Origin of the sequence: Pseudomonas algeriensis, from assembly GCF_048847255.1 — a bacterium.
Lineage (GTDB): Bacteria > Pseudomonadota > Gammaproteobacteria > Pseudomonadales > Pseudomonadaceae > Aquipseudomonas.
In genome coordinates, this window is the sequence record NZ_JBKKRK010000018.1 from 91967 (window position 1) to 110541 (window position 18575).

General features: G+C 61.7%; 15 protein-coding genes and 1 pseudogene. 12 read left to right on the forward strand and 4 right to left on the reverse strand.

The window, feature by feature from the left end; genetic code table 11:
* Window positions 1–81 precede the first annotated feature (81 nt).
* Both ACLK1G_RS22065 and ACLK1G_RS22070 read left to right on the forward strand, forming a co-directional pair.
* Window positions 82–1800, forward strand: a complete 1719-nt coding sequence (locus tag ACLK1G_RS22065; RefSeq protein WP_420767344.1) for a C13 family peptidase — start codon at window positions 82–84, stop codon at window positions 1798–1800.
* Between the two features lie 27 nt (window positions 1801–1827).
* Window positions 1828–2469, forward strand: a complete 642-nt coding sequence (locus ACLK1G_RS22070; protein WP_420767345.1) for an oxidoreductase — start codon at window positions 1828–1830, stop codon at window positions 2467–2469.
* A gap of 155 nt (window positions 2470–2624) precedes the next feature.
* Here the strand turns inward: ACLK1G_RS22070 and ACLK1G_RS22075 are convergent, their stop codons facing one another.
* The 4 genes from ACLK1G_RS22075 to ACLK1G_RS22090 form a co-directional block, all read right to left on the reverse strand.
* Window positions 2625–2909 (reverse strand): YceK/YidQ family lipoprotein, encoded by a 285-nt coding sequence (locus ACLK1G_RS22075; RefSeq protein ID WP_045157038.1) that lies wholly within the window; start codon window positions 2907–2909, stop codon window positions 2625–2627.
* Window positions 2902–3549 (reverse strand): flavin prenyltransferase UbiX, encoded by a 648-nt coding sequence (ubiX, locus tag ACLK1G_RS22080; RefSeq protein WP_420767346.1) that lies wholly within the window; start codon window positions 3547–3549, stop codon window positions 2902–2904. The genes ACLK1G_RS22075 and ubiX overlap by 8 nt, the downstream gene beginning before the upstream one ends.
* Window positions 3546–4895, reverse strand: a complete 1350-nt coding sequence (gene mpl, locus ACLK1G_RS22085; protein WP_420767347.1) for a UDP-N-acetylmuramate:L-alanyl-gamma-D-glutamyl-meso-diaminopimelate ligase — start codon at window positions 4893–4895, stop codon at window positions 3546–3548. Before mpl ends, ubiX begins: the two co-directional genes overlap by 4 nt.
* Before the next feature lie 121 nt (window positions 4896–5016).
* On the reverse strand, window positions 5017–6921 hold the full coding sequence (locus ACLK1G_RS22090; protein WP_420767348.1) for a sigma-54-dependent Fis family transcriptional regulator: 1905 nt from the start codon (window positions 6919–6921) through the stop codon (window positions 5017–5019).
* Window positions 6922–7415: 494 nt separating this feature from the next.
* Between ACLK1G_RS22090 and exaC the strand changes: the two genes are divergently transcribed.
* The 10 genes and pseudogenes from exaC to ACLK1G_RS22140 form a co-directional block, all read left to right on the forward strand.
* Window positions 7416–8936 (forward strand): acetaldehyde dehydrogenase ExaC, encoded by a 1521-nt coding sequence (gene exaC, locus ACLK1G_RS22095; protein WP_420767349.1) that lies wholly within the window; start codon window positions 7416–7418, stop codon window positions 8934–8936.
* A gap of 239 nt (window positions 8937–9175) precedes the next feature.
* Window positions 9176–10624, forward strand: coding sequence for an ethanolamine permease (gene eat, locus ACLK1G_RS22100; protein ID WP_420767350.1), 1449 nt, complete (start codon window positions 9176–9178; stop codon window positions 10622–10624).
* A gap of 57 nt (window positions 10625–10681) precedes the next feature.
* A complete protein-coding gene (locus tag ACLK1G_RS22105; protein ID WP_420767351.1) occupies window positions 10682–12076 on the forward strand; it encodes an ethanolamine ammonia-lyase subunit EutB in 1395 nt (464 codons plus the stop codon).
* Window positions 12077–12087: 11 nt separating this feature from the next.
* Window positions 12088–12912: an ethanolamine ammonia-lyase subunit EutC gene (gene eutC / locus ACLK1G_RS22110; protein ID WP_420767352.1), complete on the forward strand. Its 825-nt coding sequence runs from the start codon at window positions 12088–12090 to the stop codon at window positions 12910–12912.
* 106 nt (window positions 12913–13018) lie between these two features.
* Window positions 13019–13480: a GNAT family N-acetyltransferase gene (locus tag ACLK1G_RS22115; protein WP_420767353.1), complete on the forward strand. Its 462-nt coding sequence runs from the start codon at window positions 13019–13021 to the stop codon at window positions 13478–13480.
* A 388-nt stretch (window positions 13481–13868) separates the two neighbouring features.
* A complete protein-coding gene (locus tag ACLK1G_RS22120; protein WP_420767354.1) occupies window positions 13869–14525 on the forward strand; it encodes a DedA family protein in 657 nt (218 codons plus the stop codon).
* Window positions 14526–14532: 7 nt separating this feature from the next.
* Entirely contained in the window at window positions 14533–15345 is an 813-nt protein-coding gene (locus ACLK1G_RS22125; protein WP_420767355.1) for a M90 family metallopeptidase, read from the forward strand.
* A gap of 121 nt (window positions 15346–15466) precedes the next feature.
* Window positions 15467–15994 carry an inorganic diphosphatase gene (gene ppa / locus ACLK1G_RS22130; protein WP_003205933.1) on the forward strand — a complete coding sequence of 176 codons (528 nt, stop codon included), beginning with the start codon at window positions 15467–15469 and terminating at the stop codon, window positions 15992–15994.
* A 193-nt stretch (window positions 15995–16187) separates the two neighbouring features.
* Window positions 16188–16919: a LexA family transcriptional regulator gene (locus ACLK1G_RS22135; RefSeq protein WP_420767356.1), complete on the forward strand. Its 732-nt coding sequence runs from the start codon at window positions 16188–16190 to the stop codon at window positions 16917–16919.
* Window positions 16920–17382: 463 nt separating this feature from the next.
* A pseudogene (locus tag ACLK1G_RS22140) lies at window positions 17383–18575 on the forward strand (type IV secretion protein Rhs); the annotation flags it as partial.

Here is an 18575-nt window from a genome sequence, read left to right on the forward strand (position 1 = left end):
GCGAAACCGCTCATGCAGTTTCGCATCGCGTCAACGCGCATAGCTGCGGCATACTCGTCGCCTGATTACCTGGATCCCGTTATGCGCGCACTTGTACCCCTGACCCTGGCCCTCCTGCTCACAGCCTGCGGCGATGGCGAATCGCTGCTGCCTCCCGATGCACGCCTGCCCGATGGCGGGCGTTATCGCGGCGACCTGGTGGACGGCCTGTTGCAAGGCCAGGGACGCATCGATTACCCCAACGGCAGCTGGTACGCCGGCCAGTTCGACAAGGGCCAGTGGCACGGCACCGGGGAGTGGCATGGCAGCAATGGCGAGGTCTATCGCGGCCAATTCGAGCAAGGCCTGTTCCATGGCCAGGGCAGCCTGACCACACCGACCAGCAGCTACACCGGCGGCTTCAAGCAAGGCCGGCGGGACGGCGAAGGGACGCTCAAGGAAAACGGCATGACCTACCGGGGCGAATTCAAGGCCGACCGTTACTCCGGCCTCGGGCGTCTCGAACTCGACGATGGCAGCCAGTATCAAGGCCCGTTCGCCAACGGCAAGCCCAACGGCGAAGGCCAGCGCTTCGATGCCAGCGGCAACCAGTTCACCGGGCATTTCGTCGACGGCCAGCTCCAGGGCAAGGGCACGTTCAACAGTGCCGAAGGCGACGTCTACATCGGCGGTTTCCGCAACAACCAACTCAACGGTCGGGGGCGTTATGAAAATGCCGACGGCGATGTCTGGATCGGCCAGTTCAAGGACGGCGCGCTGACCGGCAAAGGCGAACTGATTGGCGCGGACGGCAGTCATTATCTCGGCCAGTTCAACGAATGGCGCTTCACCGGCGAGGGCCGCCTCAACCTGCCCGATGGCAGCTTCTACGTGGGCCAGTTCGAAAGCGACAGCTACCATGGGCGCGGCACCCTGGTACTGACCGACGGCACGGTGCAAAGCGGCACCTGGGCCAACGGCCTGCGGATACGCGACGCCGACGGCAAGCTGCTGCCGGACGTGCTCGAACGCGGCATCCTGGCCCAAGGCCGCCTGCTCGACGAAGCGCTGGCCGATATCCCCGCGTCGACGCCTGAGGTGGAACTGTACAGCCTGACCCTGGGCGGCGACGGCAAGCAGAGCGTGTTCCTGCGTGAATCCGATTACGTTGCCAATATGCTTGCCAGCCGTTTCGGCGCGACCGGCCAGATCCGCCTGGTGAACCACCGCGATCACCTCAGCGACCGGCCCATGGCCAGCCGCGAAAGCCTGCGCCGCGCCGCCGTCACTTTGGCCGAGCGCAGCGGCCCGGAAGATCTGATATTCATCTACCTGACCAGCCACGGCACCAGCGAGCACGAACTGGTGCTCGACCAACCTCGCATGGAACTGGCCGACCTGCCCGCCGACGAATTGGCCGTTGTCCTGGCGCCGCTCAAGCATCGCGACAAGATCGTGGTGATCTCGGCCTGTTATTCCGGTGGGTTCATTCCGGCGCTCAAGGATGAACGCACGTTGATCATGACCGCGTCCCGGGCCGACCGGGTGTCATTCGGCTGCTCCGAGGAGGCCAACTTCACTTATTTCGGCGACGCCCTGTTCGCCCAGGCGCTGAACCAGACCGACGACCTGGAGCAAGCGTTCAAGCGCGCCAAGGGCATCGTTGCCGAACGCGAGCAGGCGGACAATTTCGAAGCCTCGGAACCGCAGATCTGGGCGCCGAGGACGGTGCTGTCCCACTGGCAATTGCTGCGCAAGCAACAAGCGCGAAAAGCATTGCGAAGTGCTGCATTGAACGACGAGGGCAAAAAGAGCAACTAAGCTGAACCGTATCAAGGGGGAGACACTATGTACTTGACGCCTCAGCATGTTTTGCTCGCCGGCGCGACCGGATTGACCGGGGAACATCTGTTGGATCGGCTGCTCAATGAGCCGACCATCACCCGGGTACTGGCGCCTTCCCGCCGGCCACTGGCCGAGCATCCGCACTTGGAAAATCCGGTTGGGGAACCGGCCGAGTTGCTGCAACGGCTCGAAGGCCCGGTCGACATCGCCTTCTGCTGCCTCGGCACCACCATCAAGAAAGCCGGCTCCGAACAGGCGTTTCGCGCCGTGGACCTGGACCTGGTGGTAGCCTTCGCCAAACGCGCCCGGGAGCTGGGCGCGCGGCATCTCATCGTGATCAGTGCGTTGAATGCCGACGCGAAGTCGTCGATCTTCTACAACCGGGTCAAAGGCGAAATGGAGGCGGCCCTCAAGGCCCAGGATTGGCCGCAACTGACCATCTGCCGCCCTTCCCTGCTGCTCGGCGAGCGGGTTGAACCGCGCCTGGCCGAGCAACTGGCCGGGCCGTTGTCCAAGCTGATTCCCGGCAAGTACCACGGTATCGAAGCCTGCCAACTGGCCCGGGCCATGTGGCGTCTGGCGCTGGAAGAGCAGGATGGGGTGCGGGTGGTGGAGTCGGATGAGTTGCGCAGGCTTGGGAAATGATTCTGTAGCGCCTGCGTGGATGCATAGTGGCGAGGGAGCTTGCTCCCGCTCGACTGCGCAGCAGTCGCCTTGGATCTCAGGGGAAAAAGCTGGGGGCTTCTCCGCAGCCCAGCGGGAGCAAGCGCCCTCGCCACAGGTTGTGAGGCAATTGCTTGCTACAATCCCCCAGTCGCCTGGAACCCCACACCCAACGCCGTAAACAACGACAACGGCAACAACAAAGTATCGAGCAACGCGCTCCCAGGCAGATCGAGGCCCGGATAGCTCGGCGCCTCAGCGCCAAAGCGGTCCTTGGCGCAGCAACCGCCGTTCAGCGCATAAAGATCCAGGCGCGTCCCGGCGTACACCACCGGCGCACCCGGCTTGGCGGCGTCGAGGGTGCGGGCGGTGGCGCAACCGGTCAGTTGCAACGCCAGTAACACCGCCAGCAGCTTATTCATCGCTGCTCAAATGATGCTCGCCCCAACGTGGCAGCATGTCTTGGGGAATGTTCATCAGGTTGAGGATCCGGGCGACCACGAAATCGATCAGGTCATCGATGGTCTGTGGCTGATGATAGAAACCCGGCGAGGCCGGCAAAATGGTCACGCCCATGTTCGACAGCTTGAGCATGTGCTCCAGGTGAATGCTCGAATACGGCGCTTCCCGGGGCACCAGGATCAACTGGCGACGCTCCTTGAGCGTGACGTCCGCCGCCCGTTCGATCAGGTTGTTGCAGGCACCGGTGGCAATCGCCGACAGCGTCCCGGTGGAACACGGCACCACCACCATCGCCGCTGGCGCGCCGGAGCCGGAGGCCACCGGCGACATCCAGTCTTCCTTGCCATACACACGAATCTGCCCCGCCGCCGCACCGGTGTACTCGGTGAGGAAGGCCTGCATCATCTGAGTCTTGGGTGGCAGGGTCACGTCGGTCTCGGTGGCCATCACCAGTTGCGCGGCCTTGGAGATGAGGAAATGCACTTCGCGGTCTTCGCGCACCAGGCAATCGAGCAAGCGCAAGCCGTACTGGGCGCCGGACGCACCAGTCATCGCCAGCGTGATGCGTTCCGGGCCATTGCCCTGCAAGCGAGTGTTCATTTCAGCGCCTCGGCCAGTTTGCCGTGCAGGCCGCCGAAGCCGCCATTGCTCATGATCACCACGTGGGTACCGGGCTGGGCCTGGCTTTTGACGCGTTCGATGATGCCCTCCAAGGAATCGCTGACAATCGACGGCACCGTACACAGCGCGGCGGTGGCGGCCAGATCCCAACCCAGGTTGGCCGGCGCATACCAGATCACCTGGTCGGCATCGACCACGCTTTCCGGCAAGCCGTCGCGGTGGGCACCGAGCTTCATGGAATTGGAGCGCGGCTCGATGATAGCGATCAACGGCGCATCACCGATGCGCTTGCGCAAGCCGTCGAGGGTGGTGGCAATAGCCGTCGGGTGGTGGGCGAAGTCGTCGTAAATGGTGATGCCGCGGACTTCGGCAACCTTTTCCATCCGCCGTTTCACGCTTTTGAACGCGCTCAACGCGGCGATGCCCATGGACGGCACCACGCCGACATGCCGGGCCGCCGCCAGGGTCGCCAGGGCATTGGCGACGTTGTGCTGGCCGGTCATGTCCCACTCGACCACGCCTTGGGGCTGGCCGTCGAACATCACTTCAAACTCAGAGCCGTCATCCTTGAGCAGCTTGACCTGCCACTGACCGCCCGCACCGGTGGTTTGCACCGGCGTCCAGCAGCCCATTTCAATGACGCGCTGCAACGCCGGCTCGGTAGTCGGGTGGATCACCAGGCCTTCGCTGGGGATGGTGCGCACTAAATGGTGGAATTGCCGCTCAATGGCCGGCAAATCGGGGAAGATGTCCGCATGATCGAACTCGAGGTTATTAAGGATCGCCGTGCGTGGACGGTAGTGGACGAACTTCGAGCGCTTGTCGAAAAATGCGCTGTCGTACTCATCGGCCTCGATCACGAAGAACGGCGTGCCACCCAGGCGCGCCGACACCGAGAAATTCTGCGGCACGCCACCGATCAAGAAGCCCGGGCTCATGCCCGCGTGCTCCAGCACCCAGGCGAGCATGCTGCTGGTGGTGGTCTTGCCGTGGGTGCCGGCCACGGCCAGGACCCAACGGCCCTGCAGCACATGGTCGGCCAGCCATTGCGGCCCGGACACGTACGGCAGGCCTTTGTTGAGCACGTACTCCACCGCCGGGTTGCCACGGGACATGGCGTTGCCGATGACCACCAGGTCCGGCGCCGGGTCCAGCTGTGCCGGGTCATAGCCCTGGGTCAACTCGATGCCCTGGGCTTCCAGCTGAGTGCTCATGGGCGGATAGACGTTGGCGTCGGAACCCGTCACGTGATGGCCTAATTCCTTCGCCAAAACCGCCATCGAACCCATGAAAGTGCCGCAAATACCGAGAATATGGATGTGCATAGTCGACCTCGTAAACATGGCCGCAGGTTAGCGTAGGGAGGGGAAAATCGCACCTTGTGTTTAGCCTTCGCACCGAGATCCACTGTGGGAGGGAGCCTGCTCGCGAAGGGCCGCGACGCGGTTATCGGGCAATCGCGTGCTTGCGCAGTTTGCGGTAGAGGGTATTGCGGCTGATCCCCAGCTGTTCAGCTGTGTGGGTCATATGCCAGCGCTGGCGCTCCAGCGCATCGAGCAACGCCAGCCGCTCGGCATCTTCCAGCGGGTGTTCTGTCGGGGCTTCTACCTGCTCCACCGGGCATTGGCGGATCATCGCCGGCAAGTCTTCCAAACCAATCCGCCCGCCGTCGCACAACGCAGCGAGGGTACGCAGCACATTGCGCAGCTGCCGCACGTTGCCCGGCCAGCCGAAGCCCAGCAATGCCTGGCGCGCCGGTTCGTCGATAAACACCGTCTCGGCGCCGCTCTCTTCAGCCAACAGGAAATCCAGCAGCTGAGATTTGTCACTGCGCTCACGCAACGCCGGCAACAGGATTTCCAAGCCATTGAGGCGGTAATACAGATCCTCGCGAAAACTGCCATCGCGCACCCGGTCGAGCAATTGCCGGTGAGTGGCGCTGATGATGCGTACGTTCACCGCCTCGGGTTCGCCGCCGATGGGCACCACGAGGCGATCTTCCAGTACCCGCAGCAAGCGAGTCTGCAAGGCCAGCGGCATGTCGCCGATTTCATCGAGAAACAGCGTGCCGCCGTCGGCCTGTTGCAACTTGCCGCGCATGCCCTCTTTTCTCGCGCCGGTGAAGCTGCCGCCGCGATAACCGAACAGCTCGCTTTCGATCAGGCTTTCTGGAATCGCGGCGCAGTTGAGGGCGACGAAGTTTTTTTCGGCGCGCTGGCTGGCATGGTGCACAGCCTTGGCAAACGCCTCCTTGCCGGAGCCGGTCTCGCCGTGGATCAGCAGCGGCACATCGCGTTCGTAGACCCGCAGTGCCTTGCGAAAATGTTCCTGCAACGCCGCATCTCCCAGGCAGATCCCCGGCAAACGTGCCGACTCGACCATTTTGAAGGCCGGCGCGACCGGGGCCGGGACGCTACGCGGCTGGCCGCGCAACACGGCAAACAGATGCCGGCCGTCACGGGTGCGCAACGGCCAACTGGCGCTGGCCTGGGCACTGGCCCGGCCCATCAGCTCATCCAGGGAACAATCAAAAAAGTCTTCGACCCGCTGACCAAGCAAGCCGCCACGAATGTGCCCGAGCAGGTTCAGCGCGCTCTGGTTCACCGCGCAGATCCGCCCTTCGCCGTCGAACGCCATCAGCCCTTCGCTGAACAGCCCCACGGACTCGGCCTGCAGATGGAAGCGCAGTAACCATTGATTGTCGAAGCAACGCAGGAAATAACAGCTCTCGATCATCTTCGCCGAGAGATTGACCAGGGCCATGGTGTGGAACTGGCTCTGGCGCGACACGTCTGGCCGGGCCGAGGACACGTCAAGCACCGCCAGCAGTTCGCCATGAGGGTCGAACACCGGGCTCGCCGAGCAGGTCAGGCCGGTGTGACGGCCGCGAAAATGTTCTTCCTGGTGGATGGTCAGGGCTTGGCGTTCCACCAGGCAGGTGCCGATGCCGTTGGTGCCTTCGCAGGCTTCGCTCCAGTCGGCGCCCAGCCAAAGGCCGGCCCGCTCGAAAATCTTCCGCTCGCTGGGGGCAGTGACGCAGTTGAGGATCACGCCCCGAGCGTCGGTGAGCAGCACAGCGTGGCCGGCGCCGGAGAGTTGCTGATGCAGGCTGGTCATTTCCGTGCCGGCGATATGCAGCACTTGCTGCAAACGCTCGCGGCTTTCCAGCACTCGGCCATGTTCAAGCACCGTCGGCGCCAGGTTCTGGGCCGGGTCGAGGTGATAGTCCTCAAGGCAGCGCAGCCAGGAACGGGCAATCGACGGATCGCTGCCAGGCCCCTGCAAATGGGCCTTGCCCTGGGTGACCGTCAAGACTTGCTGGGCATGGCGACTCAAATGGTTGCTGTGCATGTTCTTATTATTCTCCCCTGAAGGACCTGCCTCACTGGAGCAACTGTTTAACATTTAACCCGTGCTCGACACTTAACCTGTGGCGAGGGGATTTATCCCCGCTGGGCTGCGCAGCAGCCCTGAAACCTGAGCATGCGGTGGATCAGATTGATCGAGTTGGCTGCTTTGGGGGCTGCTGCGCAGCCCAGCGGGGATAAATCCCCTCGCCACAATGCTGAGCAGGCCAACTTCGTGAGGCCCAGCATCCTCCAGCCCAACCGCCTTTGCAATGCTGGCGCGACCTGCCGGTCACAGACTGTCTCAGCCATGGCACAAACTGTCACACCCTGCGTATCGCAACCGTGACACAACCCCTCCGTTTGTCTGACGTATTCCTCCCAAAGTCTTGATTTCCGGGCCCTGCAAGGCAATGGCCCAACCTTTGCTCTAGGCTTAAGTACCAGCGCGAATTTGCGCGGCTCCCTAATAAGCACAAAAGCCAAGGAGAACTCATCATGCGTTACGCTCACCCCGGTACTGAAGGCGCTATCGTTTCGTTCAAGGCCAAATACGGTAACTACATCGGCGGCGAGTTCGTCGCGCCTGTCAAAGGTCAGTACTTCACCAACACTTCGCCGGTCAATGGCCAGCCCATTGCCGAATTCCCGCGCTCCACGGCCGAAGACATCGACAAAGCCCTGGATGCCGCCCACGCCGCCGCTGATGCCTGGGGCGCTACGTCGGTCCAGGCCCGTTCGCTGATCCTGCTGAAAATCGCCGACCGCATCGAAGCGAACCTCGAAACCCTGGCGATCACCGAATCCTGGGACAACGGCAAGGCCGTGCGTGAAACCCTCAACGCCGACATCCCATTGGCAGCCGACCACTTCCGCTACTTCGCCGGTTGCCTGCGAGCCCAGGAAGGCAGCGCCGCCGAGATCGACGGCAACACCGTGGCCTATCACATCCATGAACCACTGGGCGTGGTCGGGCAGATCATCCCGTGGAACTTCCCGCTGCTGATGGCCGCCTGGAAACTCGCTCCGGCTCTGGCCGCCGGCAACTGTGTGGTACTCAAGCCGGCCGAGCAAACCCCGCTGGGCATCTGCGTGCTGATGGAACTGATCGGCGACCTGCTGCCACCGGGCGTGCTGAACGTGGTGCAAGGTTTCGGCAAGGAAGCCGGTGAAGCCCTCGCCACCAGCAAGCGCATCGCCAAAATCGCCTTCACCGGTTCCACCCCGGTGGGCTCGCACATCATGAAATGCGCCGCCGAGAACATCATCCCGTCCACCGTGGAACTGGGCGGCAAGTCGCCGAATATCTTCTTCGAAGACATCATGCAGGCCGAGCCAAGCTTCATCGAAAAAGCCGCCGAAGGCCTGGTGCTGGCGTTCTTCAACCAGGGCGAAGTCTGCACCTGCCCATCCCGCGCCTTGGTGCAGGAGTCGATCTACGACGAATTCATGCAAGTGGTGATGAAGAAAATCGAGCAGATCAAACGTGGCGACCCGCTGGACACCGACACCATGGTCGGCGCCCAGGCATCCGAGCAGCAATTCGACAAGATTCTTTCGTACTTGGAAATCGCCAAGGGCGAAGGCGCGCAACTGTTGACCGGCGGCCAGGTGGAGAAACTCGAAGGCAACCTTTCCAGCGGTTATTACATCCAGCCGACCCTGCTCAAGGGTACCAACAAGATGCGCGTCTTCCAGGAAGAAATCTTCGGCCCGGTGGTGAGCATCACCACCTTCAAGGACGAAGCCGAAGCCCTGGCCATCGCCAACGACACCGAGTTCGGCCTCGGCGCGGGCCTCTGGACCCGCGACATCAACCGCGCCTACCGCATGGGCCGGGGGATCAAGGCCGGTCGCGTCTGGACCAACTGCTACCACCTGTACCCGGCCCACGCCGCGTTCGGTGGCTACAAGAAGTCCGGCGTCGGGCGCGAGACGCACAAGATGATGCTCGACCACTACCAGCAGACCAAGAATCTGCTGGTGAGCTACGACATCAATCCGTTGGGGTTCTTCTAAGTAAAAAAGGGCGAGGCAGGCAACCCTGCTTCGCCCTTTAGATTGCCTTCGCGAGCAGGCTCGCTCCCACAGGGATTTGTGGATAACTCTTCTTCAGGGTTGGAACCGATCCACTGTGGGAGCGAGCCTGCTCGCGAAGGCGGCGGTCCAGCTTGCATCCATGCTGTATGCAACACACCGGTTCCAAGAGCAGCCCCGCTCCAACAGGGCCAAAAAACAATAAAAACAGGTGAACCCTTATGCCAAGCGATCATGCAACCCCGCAACCGGCAACGTCCTCGGTCGATTTCGAAAAAGTCGGCTCCGAATATTTCCAACAACGCGAACTGAAGAAAGGCGCGGCAGGCTGGGTCCTGCTGGTGGGCCTGGGCGTGGCCTATGTCATTTCCGGCGACTACGCTGGCTGGAACTTCGGCCTGGCCCAGGGCGGTTGGGGTGGGATGTTCCTCGCCACGCTGCTGATGGCCGCGATGTACCTGTGCATGTGTTTTTCCCTCGCCGAGCTGTCTTCGATGATCCCCACCGCCGGCGGCGGCTACGGTTTTGCCCGCAGCGCATTCGGGCCTTGGGGCGGATTCCTCACGGGAACCGCGATCCTGATCGAATACGCCATTGCCCCGGCGGCGATTGCCGTGTTCATCGGCGCCTATTGCCAGTCGCTGTTCGGCATTGGCGGCTGGATGATCTACCTGGCGTTCTACATCATCTTCATTGCCATCCACATTTTCGGCGTCGGGGAAGCCCTCAAGCTGATGTTCATCATCACCGCCGTCGCCGCCCTGGCACTGGGGGTTTTCCTGGTGGCGATGGTGCCGCACTTCAACGTCGCCAACCTGCTGGACATTCCGGTCACCGAGGCCGCTGGGGCCAGTTCGTTCCTGCCGTTCGGCTACGTCGGCGTCTGGGCGGCCATCCCTTATGCGATCTGGTTTTTCCTCGCCGTGGAAGGCGTGCCGCTGGCCGCTGAAGAAACCAAGAACCCCAAGCGCGACCTGCCGCGCGGCCTGATCGGCGCGATGCTGGTGCTGGTGGCCTTTGCCCTGCTGATTCTGGTGATCGGCCCGGGCGGCGCGGGCTCCAACGCGTTGATGGCGTCGGGCAACCCACTGGTGGAAGCCCTGGCCAAGGCCTACGGCGGCTCGACCTGGATGGGCAACTTCGTCAACCTGGTCGGCCTGGCCGGTTTGGTCGCCAGTTTCTTCTCGATCATCTACGCCTACTCGCGGCAGATCTTCGCGCTGTCCCGCGCCGGCTACCTGCCGCGCAAACTCTCGGAAACCAATAAAAGCAAAGCGCCGGTCATGGCGTTGGTCATCCCCGGCATCATCGGTTTCGGCCTGTCCTTGACCGGCCAGGGCGACCTGCTGATTCTGGTGGCGGTGTTCGGCGCGACCATTTCCTACGTGCTGATGATGGCCGCGCACATCACCCTGCGCATCCGTCGCCCCAAAATGGACCGGCCATACCGCACGCCGGGCGGCATCTTCACCTCGGGCGTGGCCCTGGTGCTGGCGTGTATCGCCGTGGTGGCGGGCTTCCTGGTCGATCCTCGGGTGGTGATCGGCGCCGCGATCATCTATGGAGTGTTAATTGCTTACTTTGCTTTCTACAGTCGGCATCACTTGGTCGCAGGCACGCCCGAAGAGGAATTCGCGGCCATTCAAAAAGCCGAAGAAGCCTTGCACTAAGCCGTAACGTGCCGAAAAACACGGCGCCGCCCAGCGGCGCCGTCACGGAGAACCTGTATGGCCAGTTTTGCACACACGGTCGGCGCCCAGACCTACCGCTTCGACAGCCTCAAAGACCTGATGGCCAAGGCCAGCCCGGCGCGTTCCGGGGATTTCCTGGCCGAGATCGCCGCGCTCAACGATGGCGAGCGCGTGGCCGCGCAAATGGCCCTGGCTGACTTGCCCCTCAGCCATTTCCTGCAAGAAATGCTGATTCCTTACGAGGCCGACGAAGTCACCCGTTTGATCGTCGACACTCACGACAAACAAGCTTTTGCCGTCGTCAGCCACCTCACGGTCGGCGGTTTTCGCGATTGGCTGCTCAGCGAAGCCGCCGACGAACAGAGCCTGCGGGCACTGGCTCCTGGCCTGACGCCGGAAATGGTCGCCGCCGTGTCGAAAATCATGCGCGTGCAAGACCTGGTGCTGGTGGCGCAGAAAATCCGCGTGGTGACCAAGTTCCGCGGCACCCTCGGCCTGCGCGGGCGATTGTCCACGCGCCTGCAACCCAACCACCCCACCGACGAACCCGCCGGCATCGCCGCGAGCATCCTCGACGGCCTGCTCTTGGGCAACGGCGACGCCATGATCGGTATCAACCCGGCCACTGACAGCACCGCCTCGATCTGCGCCATGCTGGAAATGCTCGACGCCATCATCCAGCGCTACGACATCCCCACCCAAGGTTGCGTGCTGACCCACGTCACCACCTCCATCGAAGCGGCGAACCGGGGCGTGCCCCTGGACCTGGTGTTCCAGTCCATCGCCGGCACCGAAGCGGCCAACGCCAGTTTCGGCATCAGCCTGAACATTTTGAAGGAAGGCTACGACGCAGGGCTCAGCCTGAATCGCGGCACCTTGGGCAACAACCTGATGTATTTCGAAACCGGCCAAGGCAGCGCGCTGTCGGCCAATGCCCACCACGGCGTCGATCAACAGACCTGCGAGACGCGGGCCTACGCCGTGGCGCGACATTTCAACCCGTTCCTGGTGAACACGGTTGTAGGCTTCATCGGTCCGGAATACCTCTACAACGGCAAACAAATCATCCGCGCCGGCCTCGAAGACCACTTCTGCGGCAAGTTGCTCGGCGTGCCGATGGGCTGCGACATCTGCTACACCAACCACGCCGAAGCCGACCAGGACGACATGGACACCCTGCTGACCCTGCTGGGCGTGGCCGGGATCAACTTCATCATGGGCATCCCCGGCTCCGACGACATCATGCTCAACTACCAGACCACCTCGTTCCACGACGCCCTCTATGCCCGCCAGACCCTGGGCCTCAAGCCCGCGCCGGAATTCGAAACCTGGCTGGCGAACATGGGCATCTTCACTCAGGCCGATGGCCGGGTGCGGTTCGGCGACAACCTGCCACCGGCGTTTCGTCACGCCCTCGCGCATTTGGGATAAGAGACCTGCCCATGGATAAAAACCCTGTCGATTCGCAAAACCCTTGGCTGAACCTGCGCAACCTCACCCCGGCGCGCATCGCCCTGGGCCGCACCGGCACCAGCCTACCCACCTCGGCGCAACTGGACTTCCAATTCGCCCACGCCCAGGCCCGCGATGCGGTGCACCTGGCGTTCGATCACCAGGGCATCCGCGCACAACTGACTGAGCGTGGCCGTGAAAGCCTGTTGCTCCACAGCGCAGCCAGCGACCGCAATAGCTATCTACAACGCCCGGATCTGGGTCGACGGCTCGACGGCGCCTCCGCGCAAATCCTTCAGGACTACGCCGCCGCCCATCCCGGCGGTGTGGACTTGGTCATTGTGGTGGCTGACGGGCTGTCAGCGCTGGCGGTACATCGCCATACGCTGCCGTTCCTGGCGCGCCTGGAAGAACAGATCGCCGCCGAAGGCTGGTCTGTGTCGCCCATCGTTTTGGTGGAACAGGGCCGCGTCGCGGTGGCCGATGAAGTGGCGCAGCGGCTCGGCGCAAAAATGTCGGTGATCCTGATCGGTGAACGCCCCGGCCTCAGCTCCCCCGACAGCCTGGGGCTGTATTTTACCTACGCCCCCAAGGTCGGCCTGACCGATGCGTATCGCAACTGCATCTCCAATGTGCGCCTCGAAGGCCTGAGCTACGGCATGGCGGCCCATCGCCTGATCTACCTGATGCGCGAGGCCTGTCGCCGACAGCTCTCGGGGGTCAATCTGAAGGACGAAGCCCAGGTAAACACTTTAGAGGCGGAAAACGGTGCCGATATGAAAGGTAATTTCCTACTGGCGCCGCCCCCAAGCTGAACCTGTCATGCAATTGCGCTTTTGATCCGCTTTCAGGCAGCATCTGGGCACGGCAGTCCGCCGTTGTTGTCAGACTTGATGTCGACCTTTGCAGACGAGACCTACCATGCGGATTATCCAAGCGACGCTGGAACACCTGGACCTGCTGACCCCATTGTTCGTCAAATACCGGGAATTCTACGGCTCGCTGCCTTTTCCGGACTCGTCCCGGGCCTTCCTGGAAAAACGCCTGCGCCGCAAAGAGTCGGTGATCTACCTGGCCCTGCCGGATGACGACGACAGCAAGTTGCTCGGTTTCTGCCAGCTCTACCCCAGCTTCTCGTCGCTGTCGCTCAAGCGCGTGTGGATCCTCAACGACATCTACGTCGCCGAAGACGCCCGCCGCCAACTCGTCGCCGACAACCTGATCCGCACCGCAAAAAAAATGGCCAAGGAAACCAACGCCGTCCGCATGCGCGTCTCCACCAGCAGCAACAACGACGTCGCGCAGAAAACCTACGAGTCGATCGGCTTCAAGGAAGACTCCGAGTTCAAGAACTACGTGCTGCCGATCAGTGAAGGGCTTTGACCCCTGCGGCTAGATGAAGCCTCTGTGGCCAGGTGAAACCTTGTGACTGAGTGAAACCCTCGTGGCGAGGGAGCTTGCTCCCGCTGGGCTGCGCAGCAGCCCCAAAACCTGAGCACGCGGTACATCAGGCCGACCGAGCTGCCTGCTTTGGGACCGCTACGCGGTCCAGCGGGAGCAAGCTCCCTCGCCACAAAATCGGTCCGAGCCACGCCTCATCCAGCCAGTCCCCTTGGAAATCCCCCGCTACAAACTCAACACGCGCTTCACAATCCCCACCGTATAATGCCGCTCTTCCCTGCTTGTAAGAAAAAGCTACACACTCTGTAGCCCATACTCAAAGCCAGACCCACCAGGCCCGCCGAGTCGGGCCGCCACCAAGGTGTTACGCATGGATTTCAACCCCCTCGACCTCATCCTGCATCTCGACGTCTACCTCGACATGCTGGTGACCAACTACGGGACGTGGATCTACGCCATCCTGTTCCTGGTGATCTTCTGTGAAACCGGCCTGGTGGTCATGCCGTTCCTGCCGGGCGACTCCCTGTTGTTCATCGCCGGCGCCGTAGCCGCCGGTGGCGCCATGGACCCGGTACTGCTGGGGGGCCTGTTGATGCTCGCGGCCATCCTCGGCGACAGCACCAACTACCTCATCGGCCGTACCGCTGGCGAAAAACTGTTCAGCAACCCCAACTCGAAAATCTTCCGCCGCGACTACCTGCAGCAGACCCACGATTTCTACGATAAACACGGCGGCAAAACCGTGACCCTGGCGCGCTTCCTGCCGATCATCCGCACCTTCGCGCCCTTCGTCGCCGGCGTCGGAAAGATGAATTACCTGCGTTTCTTAGGCTTCAGCGTCCTTGGCACCATCCTATGGGTTGGCGGCCTGGTGACCCTCGGCTACTTCTTCGGCAACGTGCCCTTCATCAAGCAAAACCTGTCGCTGCTGGTGGTGGGCATCATCCTGCTGTCGCTGCTGCCGATGATCATTGGCCTGGTGCGCAGCAAAATGAGCCAGCGCGGCTCAAAAGCCGAAACGCGCTGATCGCTCCATGTGGTCCTTGAGCAACTGGCGCCGCCGACGCGCCCTCGCCAAACACCCCGTGGCCGAGGACACCTGGCAACGGGTGCGCCAGCAATTGAGCTTCCTCGACGGCATCAGCGCCGAAGAAGACCAATGGCTGCGTGAAGCCTGCGTACTGTTCCTGCACGACAAACACCTTACCGCCCTGCCCGGCGTCGAACTGCACCAGGAACAACGCCTGCTGCTCGCCGCCCAGGCCCAATTGCCACTGATGCACCTCGGCGACCTGAACTGGTACCAGGGCTTCCACGAAATCGTCCTCTACCCCGACGACTTCCTCAGCCCCCAACGCTACCGCGACGCCAGCGGCATCGAGCACGAATGGGACGGCGAACACAGCGGCGAAGCCTGGCCCCAAGGCCCAATCATCCTGGCCTGGGACGGCGTGATGGCCAGCGGCGGCTGGGACGGCTACAACCTGGTGATCCACGAACTGGCGCACAAACTCGACATGCTCAACGGCGACGCCAACGGCCTGCCACCGCTGCACGCCGACATGCGCGTCAGCGACTGGGCCGACGCCATGCAACATGCATTCGATGATCTGGACCGCCAACTCGACCACAACCCCGACGCAGAGACCGCCATCGATCCCTATGCCGCCGAAAACCCCGCCGAGTTCTTCGCCGTCACCAGCGAATACTTCTTCAGCGCCCCGGATCTGCTGCACCAGGCCTATCCTCGGGTGTATGAACAGCTCAAGGCGTTTTACCGCCAGGATCCGTTGGCCCGGCTGCGGCAACTTCAGGCCGAAGATCCGGTCTATCAGGCGTCATACTAAGGTCTAGGGCAAAGCCCAAGACCCTGGTAGCGTGGCAACAGCGGCCGAATATGCCTATAATCGCCGCCACTTTTTGGTCAATCCGACCAGTCATCTGGTCAACTAACGGGGGCACCGCCCAATGAGCTACAGCAAGATTCCGGCTGGCAAAGACCTGCCGAACGACATCTACGTCGCGATCGAAATCCCGGCCAACCACGCCCCGATCAAATACGAAATCGACAAAGACAGCGATTGCCTGTTCGTTGACCGTTTCATGGCCACCCCGATGTTCTACCCGGCCAACTACGGTTACATCCCCAATACCCTGGCCGACGACGGCGACCCCCTCGACGTGCTGGTCGTAACCCCTTACCCAGTGGCTCCAGGCTCGGTCATCCGCGCCCGTCCAGTCGGCATCCTGAACATGACCGACGACGGCGGCGGCGATGCCAAAGTCATCGCAGTACCCCACGACAAACTGTCGCAACTGTACGTCGATGTGAAGGAATACACCGACCTGCCACCACTGCTGATCCAGCAGATCGAGCACTTCTTCGCGAACTACAAAGACCTCGAAAAAGGCAAGTGGGTCAAGATCGAAGGCTGGGCCGGCGCAGACGCCGCCCGCGAAGCGATCACCAAGTCGGTTGCCGCCTACAAAGGCTGAGACCGAACTTAAAAAGAACCCCGGTTAACCGGGGTTTTTTTATGCTTGGACCCTGGCTAATACACTTTCGTATTACCAGCGTTTACCTGCGTTTATCCCGCTAGTTTTGGTTCCTGCAAACGGAAAGATCATCTTATAAATTCACACGACATGTTTATTGCCGAAAGCACAGTCGCCCCTAAACTTTCCGTTTATGAAAATACATTCCAGTGGCGACCGCTTCAGAGCCCTTCTCAAAGAAGCCAACATCCGATCCGCCGACTTCGCGAAGTTGTACGGCGTAAAATCGCAGCATGTAAATAACTGGTTCAACCGTGGCATCCCACCGGGACGCATCTACAGCATCGCCGGCCTGCTCACCGTCAGCCCGCAATGGCTCGCCACCGGCGAAGGCCCGCAAACCCCACTGGGCCTCGGCCCCGGCACCACCTATGAAGCCGCCGAAAACGACGGCGTCTACAGCGTGGCGGAAACCACGGACATCGAACTGCCGTTCTACAAGGAAGTCCCGATTGCCCCCGGCGAAACCAAAACTTACATCACCGAAATCCCCGATCAATCCATCCGCCTGCCCCGCACCCACCTAGAATCCCTGGAAATCGACCCCAGCGACGCCATCTGCACCACCATGGTCGGCGACAGCATGGCCGAACGCATCGAAGACGGCTCCACCCTCGCCATCGACCGGGGTCTGACCCAAATCGTCGACGGCCAAATCTACGCCCTCGAACACGACGGCATGCTGCGCATCAAATACCTGCACCGCATCCCCGGTAACCGACTTCGGCTGCGCAGCCACAACAGCGCCGCCTACCCCGACGAAGTCTTCAGCGCCGAACAGATCGACGCACAACACATCCACGTGATCGGCTGGGTGTTCTGGTGGTCAACCCTCAACAAACAGAGACCGCCGGTGTCCGATTGACTTCCCAACGGCAGGGATCGCTTTTCGTGGCGAGGGAGCTTGCTCCCGCTGGGCTGCGCAGCAGCCCCCTGCTTTTCCCCTGGTTCACCCCTAACCCAATGATTCCACACCACTTACCACTGGGATTCCAAAGCAAACCCGCGTATCCTGCGCCCCACATTTGCGAGCCCACGCCTCGCACCGACAAGGCAGATCACTTTCTGACCAAGTCCCACAGCCGGCCGCAAGAGCCGGATGTACGTTTTGAAGGCTGGTAAGGTTTGTCAAAAACGAACTGAATCAGTCAACGAGAAGCCGGCCATAAGCCGGCTTTTTATTGTCTGAATTCCAAGGGGTTCAGCGGGTTCTTGCCTATCCGGAACCAATTAAAGATTTGCCCTACAGACCCTATCTCCTTTCCTGACTTATTTCTCCAGCCATCCCCGGCAAAGTCTCGCGCCTTCCTGCGTTGCGAGATGTCTGAATGCGTTTCCCTGACAAGACCCCGTCTCTAAGCGGCGCCATTGGTTCGCTGGTCCTGGCCGTCATGAACAAGCCCAATGTCGAGGCGGTGCTACAGGATTTTCGCAGTTGCCTGGGCGACTACGACACGTGGGCAGAGAAGTTCTGGAACGGCCAGACGCTGGACATCGAGCAGGTGTTCAAGGTCGGCAATGAGGTCTCGCTCGCGCCTACGAAGGACGGCGGCAAGCAAGTCAGCGCCGTGGTGGCGAGCTGTCCGGCACAAGGTCCATTGACCCTTGTGCATATGTTCCAGGCATCACGTTTCGTGCCAATCGGCGACACACCGGTGGTGCTCGAACCCATCATTCGGGACGCGCTGGGGAAAGAAACGTTTGGCGATCCAATCCCATACGTCATCGGCCCCAGCGGCATCCTGGAAATCGCCGAATGCGACCGCGGCCAGCGTTACCGCATCAGCTTTTTTCCGAATGTCACGAGCGATCACGTCAGGGCGCTGTATGCCTCTTATCAAACAGCGATCGCCGAGCTCGAAGGTTGGCTGAAAGCCGAGTGGAACGAGTTTCAACCACAGTGGAAGGAATTCTCCGACAGCCGTTTTTTCAAGCGCGTCGACCTGTTGGAGCAGTCTCAGTTACGCGGCTTTGAAAAAGGCCTGTTTGAACTGTGGGACGACATCAAACAGATCTTCGATCTGCTGGCGGACCTTAAGGCCAACAGTGAAAAGCTCCTGGAATACCTCACCGGGGCCGAGCTTGAGCAACTGCTGGAAACTTCGTCAGAGGCGATCGCCAAAGCGCTGATGATGAGCGATGAGCCCTTGCTCTTCGTTTACACGGCGGCGTTCACCAGTTGGCTGCGGATGTTGCCACCGCAATATTTGGCCGAAGTCCTGGGCGAAGTGCGCGGTGCGGTGCTGATCAACTTCATCCTGGCAATCGTTACCGGCGGCTTAGGCATAGGCCTGCGCCTGAGCGGCAAGGCGCTGCGCTTGGTTCGCTCGGAACGAGCCCGCGCATGGTTGCAGGCCTCGAGCCAACGCCTGGGCCAACTCGGTGGCGACAGCCTTAACGCTCATGCCGATGTGCTCAAGCCGGTCGTGATTGCGGGGCGAGGACCTTCAGTGGGGCCGGCGCCTGTCAGACCCTTGCAAATCACCACGGGAGACTCCCCACCTCTGTCGGTCAGCAATCC